Annotated in this window: 9 protein-coding genes and 3 rRNA genes; 7 read left to right on the top strand and 5 right to left on the bottom strand. The window is 47.6% G+C overall.

Translation table 11 applies throughout. The features are described 5' to 3' along the window. The first annotated feature begins 5 nt into the window (after window positions 1-5). Entirely contained in the window at window positions 6-1,088 is a 1,083-nt protein-coding gene (locus PTQ21_RS09550; protein ID WP_274569650.1) for a hypothetical protein, read from the top strand. A gap of 310 nt (window positions 1,089-1,398) precedes the next feature. Here PTQ21_RS09550 and PTQ21_RS09555 read toward each other — a convergent pair whose 3' ends face one another. Beyond that, the gene (locus PTQ21_RS09555; protein WP_072735888.1) at window positions 1,399-3,165 is read right to left on the bottom strand and encodes a methyl-accepting chemotaxis protein; all 1,767 of its coding nucleotides are present in this window, start codon (window positions 3,163-3,165) and stop codon (window positions 1,399-1,401) included. A 1,016-nt stretch (window positions 3,166-4,181) separates the two neighbouring features. Between PTQ21_RS09555 and PTQ21_RS09560 the strand changes: the two genes are divergently transcribed. From PTQ21_RS09560 to PTQ21_RS09585, 6 genes are all read left to right on the top strand, one after another. Next, a 16S ribosomal RNA gene (locus tag PTQ21_RS09560) occupies window positions 4,182-5,734 on the top strand. A gap of 306 nt (window positions 5,735-6,040) precedes the next feature. Then, window positions 6,041-8,967 (top strand): 23S ribosomal RNA (locus PTQ21_RS09565). A 144-nt stretch (window positions 8,968-9,111) separates the two neighbouring features. Beyond that, window positions 9,112-9,228 (top strand): 5S ribosomal RNA (gene rrf / locus PTQ21_RS09570). Together the 16S, 23S and 5S rRNA genes form the textbook arrangement of a ribosomal RNA operon. Window positions 9,229-9,452: 224 nt before the next feature. Beyond that, window positions 9,453-10,076: a deoxynucleoside kinase gene (locus tag PTQ21_RS09575; RefSeq protein ID WP_063568458.1), complete on the top strand. Its 624-nt coding sequence runs from the start codon at window positions 9,453-9,455 to the stop codon at window positions 10,074-10,076. Further along, complete coding sequence (locus PTQ21_RS09580; RefSeq protein ID WP_063568457.1) at window positions 10,073-10,729, top strand: deoxynucleoside kinase; 657 nt, start codon at window positions 10,073-10,075, stop codon at window positions 10,727-10,729. The genes PTQ21_RS09575 and PTQ21_RS09580 overlap by 4 nt, the downstream gene beginning before the upstream one ends. 264 nt (window positions 10,730-10,993) lie before the next feature. Next, window positions 10,994-11,476: a hypothetical protein gene (locus PTQ21_RS09585; protein ID WP_274569651.1), complete on the top strand. Its 483-nt coding sequence runs from the start codon at window positions 10,994-10,996 to the stop codon at window positions 11,474-11,476. A gap of 380 nt (window positions 11,477-11,856) precedes the next feature. On the opposite strand, the gene PTQ21_RS09590 is transcribed toward PTQ21_RS09585, so the two are convergent. The 4 genes from PTQ21_RS09590 to thiM all read right to left on the bottom strand — a co-directional run bounded on the left by PTQ21_RS09590 (window position 11,857) and on the right by thiM (window position 15,059). Continuing rightward, entirely contained in the window at window positions 11,857-12,600 is a 744-nt protein-coding gene (locus tag PTQ21_RS09590) for a MerR family transcriptional regulator (protein WP_274569652.1), read from the bottom strand. A 172-nt stretch (window positions 12,601-12,772) separates the two neighbouring features. Further along, on the bottom strand, window positions 12,773-13,438 hold the full coding sequence (gene thiE / locus PTQ21_RS09595; protein ID WP_090807610.1) for a thiamine phosphate synthase: 666 nt from the start codon (window positions 13,436-13,438) through the stop codon (window positions 12,773-12,775). After that, entirely contained in the window at window positions 13,438-14,250 is an 813-nt protein-coding gene (gene thiD, locus PTQ21_RS09600; protein ID WP_274569655.1) for a bifunctional hydroxymethylpyrimidine kinase/phosphomethylpyrimidine kinase, read from the bottom strand. The genes thiE and thiD overlap by 1 nt, the downstream gene beginning before the upstream one ends. After that, window positions 14,247-15,059: a hydroxyethylthiazole kinase gene (thiM, locus tag PTQ21_RS09605; RefSeq protein WP_269054739.1), complete on the bottom strand. Its 813-nt coding sequence runs from the start codon at window positions 15,057-15,059 to the stop codon at window positions 14,247-14,249. Before thiM ends, thiD begins: the two co-directional genes overlap by 4 nt. Window positions 15,060-15,081 lie beyond the last annotated feature (22 nt).

Raw genomic sequence — 15,081 nt, forward strand, 5'->3', positions numbered from 1 at the left:
TGTCATTGTCCAATAAAAGAATGATACACACAATTAATTTGTTTATGGTTGGTGTTACGCTTACTGCGTGCAGCTCTTCGTCGGGTATTCCCAATACTCCTGCGGTTTCCAAATCCATTTCTTCGGAAAAGACGGTTAATGAAACACCTGTAACAATTTTTTCTAAGAACAAGGAAGTGGAGATAACCCTCTCTTCGGATTGGAAGGTTTCAACAGAACTTACTAATCCATCACTATTGAAGTTAGCGCTAGTGGATCGAACGAAGTCCATCCGAATCGACCGAGTGAACCGGGCAGACTACTTACCGGATACGTCATTGACCGATTACATGGCAATCCACAAGAAAAATATTGAATCCACACAAGGCCCAAAGAGAAAGAAAGATGAGATCATCAGAACCAGCAATCTAACTATTGATAAAAAGAAGGCTTACGTAAAAGAAGGAAGAACCAGTTATGAGAGGAATCAATTCGGGTACATTACAGCATACCTAGAAAGTAACTACCATTTTTATATCATTACATATACATCGATGTATGAATTTACGTTAGCAGACCGGGAATTTTTCGAAAAAATGTCTCAACAATTTGGGATATTGAATGATGAACCATCAGACCTTGTCCTTTCATCGACCGATCTTACATCGCATCAAGGAAAATATTCTCAATTCCAGATCCGTACTCCATCTAATTGGGAAGTTCAAGATTTTGAATTACGGGGTTCAGATCTGGATATCTCTCTGCAGGCAAACAATGATTACATGTCGATATATCTCGAACCAAAGGAAGAATCTGATTCCGATCTAACGTTAGAGGAGTATGGACGTTATGTCGCTGAAATGTATGCTGATCCAGAGAACTCCATTCTCGTTCCAGAACGCACGTCTGTTGAAATCAATGGTTTGAAGGGGATTCAGATGGAAGGGTACCAAGTAGTAAATAAACGTAAGATTGTCCAGCTACACACCATTTTAGAAGCACAGGATCATTTTGTAGAGATCGTGTTCTATACGGGTGAGGGTCGATATGATCGGGTAAAGAAAGAGTATCAGAGATATACAAGTACCTACAAGGAAAATAAAAGGTGAAGTTATAAAGGTATAAGAGATCTGCCCACCCGATATCTGGATAAGATCTCTTAAATCTGTAATACAGTCTATTATATAGCAGCTTGAATGAAAGAAGATGGCTCCGAAACTTCAAGTGACAAGTCCGTTTAAATGGGCACGAGATAGAGTAGAGAAGGGAACTGACCTGAATACAGGGATGGTCTCTTTTTTATTTCATCGCAAGCGCATCATATTAAACGAATAACAAAAAACCAAGACGCAGGAATTACCCTCAAGCATCTCGGTTTTTTTGTTATTAACGTTCTTATTGTTTACTTGGTATTCAGCTCTATTTAGCTCTTACTTTGAAGAAGGAGATCAGTTCTTGCAATTGGCCCGATACAGCCGAAAGTTCATCAGAGGCAGCAACAATGGAGGCCATGGATGATTCCTGTTCGGCAATGGATTGCTCAATCTGTTTGCTGCTATGTGCTGCTTTGCTGACGCTCGCAGACAACTCATCCGCAGTAGCGGACATTTCCTGTGTGCTGGCGGATATTTCTTCGGTAGAACTGGAGATATCCTGAATTTGGTTAGCGACTTTGTTCGTAGCTGTCAAAATATCTTCAAAAAATTGCCCCGTCTCCATAGTGACCTGAGATCCCTTCACCACTTCTTGGGAGCCAAGCTGCATAGCTTCGGCAGATTGAAGGATATCGCGCTGAATGCCGTCAATTAAGGTACGGATTTGTTTGGCAGAATCCTGGGACTGTTCAGCGAGCTTGCGGACTTCTCCTGCGACAACCGCAAACCCTTTTCCTTCCTCACCTACACGAGCCGCCTCAATGGAAGCATTCAGGGCGAGCAAATTAGTCTGATCTGCAATCTGTGTAATCATATTTACGATGCTGCTAATTTCGTTGGAGCGGCTTTCCAAAGACTGTATCGATTCCGAAGTGTGTTTCACCGCACCAGAGATGAGTCTCATCTGCTCAACCACTTGTTGCATAATCTCATGACCTGTATTGGAACGTTGTTCCATGCTTAATGCCTCATCCGCTACATCTGCAGAACTGCTGGCAATCGTCTGCACAACGGTAGACATTTCTGTCATTGCTCGGGCACTTTCCACGCTCGCCTGATCCTGGGAGCGAAGGCCGTGAGAGATGTCCCGAATATTGCTGCTGATCATCTGGATATTATCATTATTTTTCTCAGAAATATCTAGTAATTTCTTGGATGAGTCAGAGAGGTGATAGGATGTCGTTTGGACTTTGAACATCGTGTCATTGAATCGCTGAATCATCGTATTGAATTTTTCATTGATAATTCCCAGATCATCCCGTCCGGTTTGGATGGTTACATCCAGATTGCCTGCGCTTGCAGTCTCAATACCCTTCATAAGGTCACGGATTGGCTTAAGTGTTTTCTTTAATAGAATAAACTGCAGTACCATAAACAGGACCAGGAAACCGATAAGGAAAATACTACTGTATGTAATCAGCTTATGAAGTCCTTTTGGAACTGCGTTTGCATCAACGTCGAAGTAAAGTGCGGCGTACATTTTTCCTTCGGCATTTTTAATAGGGTACATAATCGTAGTCCAAGTACCGTATTCGTCCGTATAAAAGCTGCTTAATGCAGGTTCCTCGTCGTTTTTCATACCTTCAAGAGCTATAACATTTTTCTGTGGTAATGGATACATTGAACCTGCTGCCATATTGCTTTCTTCAAAAGGCCCCAACAAATTAGTAGGAATCGCAATGATGGACGTTTGATTTCCTTCCTTCAGTTCAGTGCCGAAGATATAGGCTTGTGCAATATTGGGATATAGCTCGTGGATGGAATCCAGGTATTCTCTTAATTCTTTCTGAACAGGTCCAGAATAACTTTTCTCTTTTACTGCTTCAATTACTTTGTCTGTATCCAGATCATCAAACCATTTCTGTGTTGTAACTTCAGCCTGCTCGTACAATTGTTGACTCAGAATATTCTTTTGCAGTTGATATCCCGCAGTAATGAGGATAACCCCAATCAACATAATACTGCCGAATGAAATAACGAGATTTTTAGCAAAGAAGGGAAGAGTACTCCACCTTATCTTATTTAACAACATAGTTCACTCCTTTTTCTAATTATGACCATCTGGATGCGTGTTCGCTCTACGTATGGTGCTTCGTATCCATGTGATATATCGTAATAGGGTTAGACTAATGTTAGTTTTTGAATGAAAATGATGCTTTAGTACCAAGGTTTTCAGAATTTTCCTCATTTCTTTCATTATTGTGTTCATTATTAAAAAATGCGCAAATCTATAACGGTAATTTCTTTGAAGATTGGGGAAATTAAATGCCAAAAGGAATAAGGTCCCTTCATTTTAAAAAGTGAATTGTGCCTAACATGTATATACATAAAGGGGAGAGGGATTTATGTTGAAATAAAGATATGCGCATATATGAAATACATTAATACGCAAAAATGACTCTAAACGAGACTTGGCGAATACGAAAAGATCAATGAACGATATCCTATTACTGTAATGAAAGACAACAGTATATAGATGAAGCTAACTTAATAAGTAGTGACATTAATGAAGAAAAGTTTTCTGGCCCTACAAGACAAAATGTTCATTTGAGCTTAGGCGTTAGGATTACAGCCAGTATAGGCTATCCCATAGAACGCATAGAGCGGTTCCGTAGATTCCGTTAACTTAACAACCGCTGGAGACATTTATAATAGGAAAGTAGATCAACTAAATATATTGAAATAAAATTAATTTATAATATGGGTTGTAATTAGTATTAGAACATGATATATTATTAATCCGGCCAAGAAAACACGAGAAACACGGTGCGGTAAGCGAATGAAATAAGCTTCGAAAGAAACTTAAAAAAAGAGCTTGCAAAGTTGGTTCGGACGTGATAATATATAAGAGTTGCTGAAGAGAACAACGACGGCAACGAAAACAAGTTTGATCTTTGAAAACTGAACAACGAGTGAGTAACGATCTTGCTTGCGAGATCGACGCTAAGAAATCGGTACACGTCTTCGGACTGTATGATTTCAAAGCAAAATAAATGAGATTTTTAATCTCGTCAGTTTCAAAATGAGCTTATCGCTCTTTTCAATACTTTATTGGAGAGTTTGATCCTGGCTCAGGACGAACGCTGGCGGCATGCCTAATACATGCAAGTCGAGCGGACTTGAAGAGAAGCTTGCTTCTCTGATGGTTAGCGGCGGACGGGTGAGTAACACGTAGGCAACCTGCCCTCAAGTTTGGGACAACTACCGGAAACGGTAGCTAATACCGAATAGTTGTTTTCTTCTCCTGAAGAGAACTGGAAAGACGGAGCAATCTGTCACTTGGGGATGGGCCTGCGGCGCATTAGCTAGTTGGTGGGGTAACGGCTCACCAAGGCGACGATGCGTAGCCGACCTGAGAGGGTGATCGGCCACACTGGGACTGAGACACGGCCCAGACTCCTACGGGAGGCAGCAGTAGGGAATCTTCCGCAATGGGCGAAAGCCTGACGGAGCAATGCCGCGTGAGTGATGAAGGTTTTCGGATCGTAAAGCTCTGTTGCCAGGGAAGAACGCTTGGGAGAGTAACTGCTCTCAAGGTGACGGTACCTGAGAAGAAAGCCCCGGCTAACTACGTGCCAGCAGCCGCGGTAATACGTAGGGGGCAAGCGTTGTCCGGAATTATTGGGCGTAAAGCGCGCGCAGGCGGTCATTTAAGTCTGGTGTTTAATCCCGGGGCTCAACCCCGGATCGCACTGGAAACTGGGTGACTTGAGTGCAGAAGAGGAGAGTGGAATTCCACGTGTAGCGGTGAAATGCGTAGATATGTGGAGGAACACCAGTGGCGAAGGCGACTCTCTGGGCTGTAACTGACGCTGAGGCGCGAAAGCGTGGGGAGCAAACAGGATTAGATACCCTGGTAGTCCACGCCGTAAACGATGAGTGCTAGGTGTTAGGGGTTTCGATACCCTTGGTGCCGAAGTTAACACATTAAGCACTCCGCCTGGGGAGTACGGTCGCAAGACTGAAACTCAAAGGAATTGACGGGGACCCGCACAAGCAGTGGAGTATGTGGTTTAATTCGAAGCAACGCGAAGAACCTTACCAGGTCTTGACATCTGAATGACCGGTGCAGAGATGTACCTTTTCTTCGGAACATTCAAGACAGGTGGTGCATGGTTGTCGTCAGCTCGTGTCGTGAGATGTTGGGTTAAGTCCCGCAACGAGCGCAACCCTTATATTTAGTTGCCAGCACTTCGGGTGGGCACTCTAGATAGACTGCCGGTGACAAACCGGAGGAAGGTGGGGATGACGTCAAATCATCATGCCCCTTATGACCTGGGCTACACACGTACTACAATGGCCGGTACAACGGGCTGCGAAATCGCGAGATGGAGCCAATCCCAACAAAGCCGGTCTCAGTTCGGATTGCAGGCTGCAACTCGCCTGCATGAAGTCGGAATTGCTAGTAATCGCGGATCAGCATGCCGCGGTGAATACGTTCCCGGGTCTTGTACACACCGCCCGTCACACCACGAGAGTTTATAACACCCGAAGTCGGTGGGGTAACCGCAAGGAGCCAGCCGCCGAAGGTGGGATAGATGATTGGGGTGAAGTCGTAACAAGGTAGCCGTATCGGAAGGTGCGGCTGGATCACCTCCTTTCTATGGAGAATCGTTTCCCGAGTGGAAACATTCAAATACGCAGACTAGATCTGCAAATACTACTCACTCGTTGCTCAGTTTTGAGAGCTCAAACTCTCAAACAGCTTGCTTTTGCATGGAGCTTGTTCTTTGAAAACTAGATATCGAAACGAAATTTTGCGAATTAGAACATTCCTTTAAGCTGATCTTGTGTAAACAAGTGAAGTGTTTATAAGGTAGATTGCATGAGCGAGTGATCGAAATGGAACGACTTTTGGCTTTGCGCAAGCAAAACAAGGGAAGAGACAGCTCGAACACGAGCGATATGGTTAAGCTACTAAGAGCACACGGAGGATGCCTAGGCGCTAGGAGCCGATGAAGGACGTGGCGAACAACGAAACTGCCTCGGGGAGCTGTAAGCAAGCTTTGATCCGGGGGTGTCCGAATGGGGAAACCCAGCTGGGGTAATTTCCAGTTACTCATAACTGAATACATAGGTTATGTAGAGGCATACCAAGGGAACTGAAACATCTAAGTACCTTGAGGAAGAGAAAACAATAGTGATTCCGTCAGTAGCGGCGAGCGAACGCGGAGAAGCCCAAACCAGAGAGCTTGCTCTTTGGGGTTGTGGGACATCTCACATGGAGTTACAAAGGAACCGGTTAAGCGAAGAGGTCTGGAAAGGCCCGCCAAAGAAGGTAAAAGCCCTGTACTTGAAAGTCTGTTCCCTCCGAGATGTATCCCGAGTAGTGCGGGGCACGTGAAACCCCGTATGAATCCGGCAGGACCATCTGCCAAGGCTAAATACTTCCTAGCGACCGATAGTGAAGCAGTACCGTGAGGGAAAGGTGAAAAGCACCCCGGAAGGGGAGTGAAATAGAACCTGAAACCGTGTGCTTACAAAAAGTCAGAGCCCGTTTTAGGGGTGATGGCGTGCCTTTTGTAGAATGAACCGGCGAGTTACGTTCCCGTGCAAGGTTAAGGTGAAGAGCCGGAGCCGCAGCGAAAGCGAGTCTGAATAGGGCGACATAGTACGTGGACGTAGACCCGAAACCGGGTGATCTACCCCTGTCCAGGGTGAAGGTGCGGTAACACGCACTGGAGGCCCGAACCCACGCATGTTGAAAAATGCGGGGATGAGGTGGGGGTAGCGGAGAAATTCCAATCGAACTCGGAGATAGCTGGTTCTCCCCGAAATAGCTTTAGGGCTAGCCTCGGAAAACAGAGTCGTGGAGGTAGAGCACTGATTGGGTGCGGGGCCCGCAAGGGTTACCAAGCTCAGTCAAACTCCGAATGCCATAGACTTACTTCCGGGAGTCAGACAGTGAGTGCTAAGATCCATTGTCAAAAGGGAAACAGCCCAGACCATCAGCTAAGGTCCCCAAGTGTGTGTTAAGTGGGAAAGGATGTGGAGTTGCACAGACAACCAGGATGTTGGCTTAGAAGCAGCCACCATTGAAAGAGTGCGTAATAGCTCACTGGTCGAGTGACTCTGCGCCGAAAATGTAACGGGGCTAAACACACCACCGAAGCTATGGCTTGATGCTTTGCATCAGGGGTAGGGGAGCGTTGTATAAGGGTTGAAGGTGTACCGTAAGGAGCGCTGGACATTATACAAGTGAGAATGCCGGTATGAGTAACGAAAAGATCAGTGAGAATCTGATCCGCCGAAAGCCTAAGGGTTCCTGAGGAAGGCTCGTCCGCTCAGGGTAAGTCGGGACCTAAGGCGAGGCCGAAAGGCGTAGTCGAAGGACAACAGGTCGAAATTCCTGTACCACCGTAAGCCGTTATGAGCAATGGGGGGACGCAGCAGGGTAGTGACGCGGACTGATGGATGTCCGTCTAAGCAGTGAGGCTGATGTGTAGGCAAATCCGCACATCATTAAGGCTGGGCTGTGATGGGGAGCGAAAATTATAGTAGCGAAGGTCATGATCTCACACTGCCAAGAAAAGCCTCTAGCCAGGTGATGGTGCCCGTACCGCAAACCGACACAGGTAGGCGAGAAGAGAATTCTAAGGCGCGCGGAAGAACTCTCGTTAAGGAACTCGGCAAAATGACCCCGTAACTTCGGGAGAAGGGGTGCCCCGGTAGTGTGAATAGCACGAGGGGGCCGCAGTGAAAAGGCCCAAGCGACTGTTTAGCAAAAACACAGGTCTGTGCGAAGCCGTAAGGCGAAGTATACGGGCTGACGCCTGCCCGGTGCTGGAAGGTTAAGGGGAGCGGTTAGGAGCAATCCGAAGCTGTGAACCGAAGCCCCAGTAAACGGCGGCCGTAACTATAACGGTCCTAAGGTAGCGAAATTCCTTGTCAGGTAAATTCTGACCCGCACGAATGGCGTAACGACTTGGGCGCTGTCTCAACGAGAGATCCGGTGAAATTTTAATACCTGTGAAGATGCAGGTTACCCGCGACAAGACGGAAAGACCCCATGGAGCTTTACTGCAGCTTGATATTGAATTTGGGTACGATCTGTACAGGATAGGTGGGAGCCTTTGAAACGTGAGCGCCAGCTTGCGTGGAGGCACCGTTGGGATACCACCCTGATCGTATCTAGGTTCTAACCTGGTACCGTAATCCGGTGCGGGGACAGTGTCAGGTGGGCAGTTTGACTGGGGCGGTCGCCTCCTAAAGAGTAACGGAGGCGCCCAAAGGTTCCCTCAGAATGGTTGGAAATCATTCGAAGAGTGCAAAGGCATAAGGGAGCTTGACTGCGAGACCTACAAGTCGAGCAGGGACGAAAGTCGGGCTTAGTGATCCGGTGGTACCGCATGGAAGGGCCATCGCTCAACGGATAAAAGCTACCCTGGGGATAACAGGCTTATCTCCCCCAAGAGTCCACATCGACGGGGAGGTTTGGCACCTCGATGTCGGCTCATCGCATCCTGGGGCTGAAGTAGGTCCCAAGGGTTGGGCTGTTCGCCCATTAAAGCGGTACGCGAGCTGGGTTCAGAACGTCGTGAGACAGTTCGGTCCCTATCTGTCGTGGGCGTAGGAAATTTGAGAGGAGCTGTCCTTAGTACGAGAGGACCGGGATGGACGTACCGCTGGTGTACCAGTTGTTCCGCCAGGAGCACCGCTGGGTAGCTATGTACGGAAGGGATAAGCGCTGAAAGCATCTAAGCGTGAAGCCCCCCTCAAGATGAGATTTCCCAGTATGTAAGACCCCTTGAAGACGACGAGGTAGATAGGCTGGGGGTGGAAGTGCAGCAATGCATGGAGCTGACCAGTACTAATCGGTCGAGGGCTTATCCAAATATGCACGTTTTAAATCGCACATTTCGTTTCGGATCTAGTTTTCAGAGAATAATCTCTGAAATGAAAATTGGTACATCACAGAATGTGTGTATGATTTTCAGTTCTACAATGATTTCAAGAAGCTATGCTTCGACAAATCGCGTTTGGTGGCGATGGCGGAGGGGTTCCACACGTACCCATCCCGAACACGACCGTTAAGCCCTCTAGCGCCGATGGTACTTGGACCGCAGGGTCCTGGGAGAGTAGGACGCCGCCAAGCAATCAAAAGACACGATCGTAGATAAGCGATCGTGTCTTTTTCTGTTATTATGATCATGGGAATGAATATAACTCCTGTAGGCTGTTTTATATATCTTGGTCTTAGAGATAAAACTCATTTTATACATAAAATACTGGCCTTCCCATCATCCAAGCTGTGATACAATAGGTGGGGTCTATATAGAAACGGAAACACGCATGAGTACGAGGAGGAACTGAATCACGATGAAATCAGCCCCGTTTATTGCCGTGGAGGGTCCGATTGGTGCGGGGAAAACAACGTTAGCAACGATGCTTTCTCAGGAATTGAACCTTCCGCTGGTCAAGGAAATTGTAGAAGAGAATCCCTTTTTGGCTTCCTTCTATCAGGATATAGATGAGTGGAGCTTCCAGCTTGAAATGTTTTTTCTGTGTAACCGGTTTAAGCAACTGGAAGACACAGGCGTGCACTACATTAAGAAGAATACACCCGTCATTTCGGACTATCATATCTATAAAAATATGATTTTTGCCGATCGTACCTTAAAGGGCACGAAACGGGACAAATACCGTCAAATCTATCACCTCTTAACGGATGATCTGCCGAAACCCAATCTGGTGCTCTATATTGAGGCTGAGCTCGATACATTGATGAACCGGATCAACAAACGTGGACGGTCTTTTGAGCAGGATATGGACCCCGCTTATATGGAGCAGTTAATTGCAGATTATAAAACAGGCATGGACTACCTGGCTAGCAGCCCGAATCCGCCAATTATCATTAAGGTGAATGCGGAGCAGCTCGATTTTGTAGAACATCCCGAACATTTCAAACAGATTGTTAATCAAGTAAAGGAGTATATCACATGAACAACTATGGCATTCCGGCCAATGCATTAATTACGGTAGCAGGTACCGTTGGGGTGGGCAAATCCACTCTGACAGCGGCACTGGCAGAACGTTTGAGTTTCAAGACTTCACTTGAACAAGTCGACCACAATCCATATCTGGAGAAGTTCTATCATGACTTTGAACGCTGGAGCTTCCATTTGCAGATTTATTTCCTGGCAGAGCGTTTTAAGGAACAGAAGAAAATCTTTGAACTGGGCGGCGGATTCGTACAGGATCGTTCCATCTATGAGGATACAGGTATCTTTGCACAAATGCATGCGGATCAGGGCACAATGTCGGCTACGGATTTCGAGACGTACAGCAGTTTGTTTGAAGCTATGGTGATGACACCGTATTTCCCTCATCCGGACGTACTGATTTACCTGGAAGGCAGCCTGCCATCCATTCTGAATCGGATTACGGAACGCGGACGGGAGATGGAGATTCAGACCGACCGTTCCTACTGGGAGCATATGCATGAGCGCTATTCGGTATGGATTAATCAATTTACTGCCTGTCCGGTACTGCGTTTGAACATCGATGAGTATGATGTGAATGACCCAGCATCGGTGGATGCCATTTTGGCGCAGATTGCTGCTGTCATTAATCCCTCCAACGCGACGCAATTATAAACATTAACTTATCTAAGTATGTTATTCATAGGTTAATAAAAGAGTTATTAAATTAATAAGATTAAATGAGATCCCCTCTCTGCCAATTCAAGGCTGATAGAGGGGTTTTTTTGCGTTATTTTGAGATAAAAGCATTGGTGCAGAACCTATTTTAATGATTATAAGATATTAGAAATTTGTTGAATAAAAGGAGTATTTGTGGTTTCATAGGAAAGGTGAATTCTGGAAAATAAGCATAAGCATGACTCAGGAGGGAAAGACAACGTGGAAGAGAAACAAGGGATCAAGATCGGCATGCCAATCGTTGGTGGATTATTGGCAGCAATTGTAGGAGGAATTGTGTGGGCAGTAATCGCTGCCATGACGGAAAGGGAGCTAGGGCTCATTGCTATCGTCATTGGGGCGCTCACAGGCTACGCGGTTGTATTGTTCTCGAACAAACGGATCGCGACGGCACATAAAGCCATTGCAGTTATCTTTGCACTTGTCGGCATTTTACTTGGGAAGTATCTGACGGTGGTGTATTTTACTTCCGAGTTGTTCAGCGATGCGAGCATGATGAATCTGGTGTTCGATGGTGAGATGGTAAGTGCATTTGTGGATACCTTTACGGATTATTTCAGCGAGCCGGTTGACCTGTTATTCATCGTTCTGGCGATTGTATCGGCATGGCAGATTCCAGGACGGATGGCGAAGACCAGTCTGGCATCGGATGCTTCTTCGTCTGATCACGCTCCTAGAGCTTAACCGACGGCTAGCAGGAAACAAGACCTGTGTAATACAGGGACTGCCTCCTTTAAAAAGTACTCAGAGTGAATGACTGTAATGGCTTATTCACATTGCGGCTGAGATACTACAACAGGGACGTGACGTTTTAGGGCGTACGTCCCTTTTTTGTGTAAACTGAGTAATGTTGAATCCTTCGGCTGTCCAGCACATTGCATGAATACGGAAAAGATGTGACAGAAATGAGTTCTATTTAATACGAGCATATTACCTATAACGAGAGAGCAAGATTTCATTAGCAAAGCAATAGAAAGATCGAAATGGAACTACTTGTCTACAACGTATACCTGATTGCGAGGGGAATCGGATAATGTTATAGGTGAAATCAATGTAAGCCTAGTTTAACTGTTTCGATCAGCAAACTCAGCCATGGCATCCCTCATAAATACAGCCAAGCCTTCGCCGAATTGATCAATATTACGTGTAAAACGTTCGTCGTCTACGTACATTTGGCCTAACCCTCTGAAGACTTCAGGAGAATAATTGCCCATGTTGTTCAGATAGCTGTACCATTCCGAGATTCCGGCTTGAGCTTCGGCACAGTTTGGATCCGTGTGACGAATTGCTGCAAGACGAGCGTAGATTGAATTCATTTGATCGGATAGAGCTTTTTGCTCCCCAGTAGACTGGTTGTGTAACTTTTGATTAGCATGATCCACTGCTTGGTCTCCCCAACGTTCCCGCGCTTCCTGCTCATACGGATTATGACTGAAATTAAATCCTTCAAATTGTTCTTTGGCTGTCATCTTAATTTCTCCTCTCACGTGTTGAACCGATTTATCAATGGTGGCGATCATTTGGTCCAACCGCTGGCGTTTCTCCAGCAAAATACGGCGATGCATATTCAGGGCTTCTTCTCGATCGAACGATGGATTGTTTGTAATCTCCTTGATATCTTTCAGAGAGAAATCGAGTTCTTTAAAAAATAAAATCTGCTGCAGCATTTCCAGATTGGCATCTGAATACAGTCGATATCCGGCAGAAGTCACTTCGTCCGGTGTTAACAGTCCGATCTCATCATAATGATGCAGTGTGCGCACACTGATCCCGACAAGTTCGGCCACTTCTTTTACTTTCATGGCCATGATGGAAACCTCCTTACACCATCGATTGTACAGCGTCACGTTACGTGAGAGTCAACAGGTGAAAATGAAAAAAATAAGATGCAGGCACGGAAGCTGCATCTTGAGAATAACTGAATGTGCTGCACCATCTATCTGGTGCGGCACACGGACTGGCGGTGCAGGGAGCGCATGGCTACGCCTGCATCCCGTGCACCGCCGCAGCGAACTGCGCAGCCGCTGCGCGCACATCGGCCGCGCCCGCGATGGCGGAGATGACGGCTACGCCGTCGGCTCCTGCCGCCATCACGGCGGCCGTGGTATCGGGCGTAATGCCGCCGATACCCACCACCGGAACTGCGATGCCTGCGGCGCGCAGTTCGGCAACCCCTGCGGGGCCCAGCACAGCGTGGGCATCCGCTTTGGACCGCGTCGGGTACATTGGCCCGACGCCAAGATAGTCGGCGCCCGCCTGCACCGCACGGCGGGCTTCCAGCGCGGAGTGGGCGGATACGCCAAGCATCCGCCCTTCTCCGATGCGGGCGCGTACCAGCGCCGCGTCCGCATCGTCCTGGCCGACATGGATGCCGTCGGCCTCTACCACCACAGCCAGCTCCACATCATCGTTCACGATGAACGGTATCCCGTGCTGGCTGCACACCTCGCGAAGCCGCATCGCAAGCGTGATGCGTGCTTCGCCAACCAGAGCGCCAGTTCCTTTTTCACGGAACTGGAACAGCGTAATGCCGCCAGCGATGGCTTGGCGCAGCACTTCCACGGGGTCACGCGTCGTATTCACGCTGCCCATTACCAAATACACCTGCATCGCATGCCGTACCGCTTCTGCATCCAGTGGGCGCATTACTGTTCACCCCGCAGTCTGCGCTGATACGCAAAATGATTCGTCGGCCCATGTCCGGCCCCAATCCCCAGCTCATCTTCGATGGCTGCCTGAATGAATGCTCGCGCGGTGGTGACGGCAGCCTGCACAGCTGAGCCTTTCGACAATTCGGCAGTAATGGCCGCAGAATACGTACATCCCGTTCCATGGGTATGCCTTGTCACTACCCGAACGTTCTCCAGATAATGAAAAGACTGACCATCATAGAGCACATCAACAATGATGCCATTTCCCTCATCATGACCACCTTTCACCAAAGCATACGTGGAGCCCATCTGCACGATCTGCCTTGCGGCTTCTTCACGCTGACTCAAATTCATAATAGACATTCCTGTAAGAAGCTCGGCTTCCGGAATGTTCGGCGTCGTGATCAGTGCATGAGGCAGCAGCTCCGTAATTAGCGCTTGAACGGCCTCCTGTTGCAGCAGGGGAGCGCCGCCTTTGGCAACCATAACCGGATCGATGACCAGATTGGACCAGCCGTATTGCCGCCATTTCTCGGCAACCAGTTTAATTATTTCAGCACTGTAGAGCATGCCCGTCTTCACGGCTGTAGGCTGAAAATCATCACGGGTCGAATCCAACTGTTGAGCAATACCTTCATATGAAATAGGGAAGACGCCCTGCACACCTGTTGTATTTTGGGCAGCAATAGCTGTAATCACAGTCATGCCGTATACACCGAGCTCCTGAAAGGTCTTCAGATCAGCTTGAATTCCGGCGCCGCCACCATTATCGGAACCAGCAATCGTCAAAGCCTGTGTAATACTCATTGCGCACCTCCATCAATCTGGCGAACCTGTGCCCGCTGCGCGAGAACGTCAGGTGTCACTTGAGCCAGTTGATTCAGCAATTCGATCTGGAAGCTGCCCGGTCCCAGGTCAGCGGTACGTTCCGCCGCAATCTCTGCTGCAACGCCATAGAAAACGAGTGCCTCCACAACACTGCTCAGCAAGTCGTCTCCTGGTTTCGCAATTGCTGCAAAAGCACCAATTATCGAGCTGAGTAAGCAGCCTGCACCCGTTACTTGGGTAAGCAAGGCATGTCCATTACTCGTCAGGAACGTCGTTTGTCCATCCGTAATGACATCCTCGCGTCCGGTAATGACGACCACACAGCCGAGTTTTTGTGCTGCCCGTTCCGCTATTCCGATTCGATCTCCATCGCCTTGACCTGCATCCACACCTTTGATGCTCCAACGCTCACCGATGACATTGGCGACTTCTGCCACATTGCCCCGCAACACCGTGAGGCGAAGCTCACGAACGAGCATCTGAATGGTTTCCGTACGATAGGCGGTTGCGCCAGCTCCAACCGGATCGAGCACAACAGGTACGTTATTTGAATTAGCTGATCGACCAGCCAAACGGATCGCCTCAACCACCTTTTCGTCCAGTGTGCCAATGTTCAGTACAACTGCTCCCGACATCTTGGCAACATCAGCAACTTCTTCATGCGCATAAGCCATAAAGGGAGATGCACCTAGTGCGAGCAAACCGTTGGCCGTAAACGGAGCGACGACAATATTCGTAATGTTATGAACAAGCGGATTTTGCGTACGAACACGTTCCAGATAAGACATATAAGTTCCTCCTAATAAATAA

It is taken from the genome of Paenibacillus marchantiae, assembly GCF_028771845.1.
Taxonomy (GTDB): Bacteria; Bacillota; Bacilli; order Paenibacillales; family Paenibacillaceae; genus Paenibacillus; species Paenibacillus marchantiae.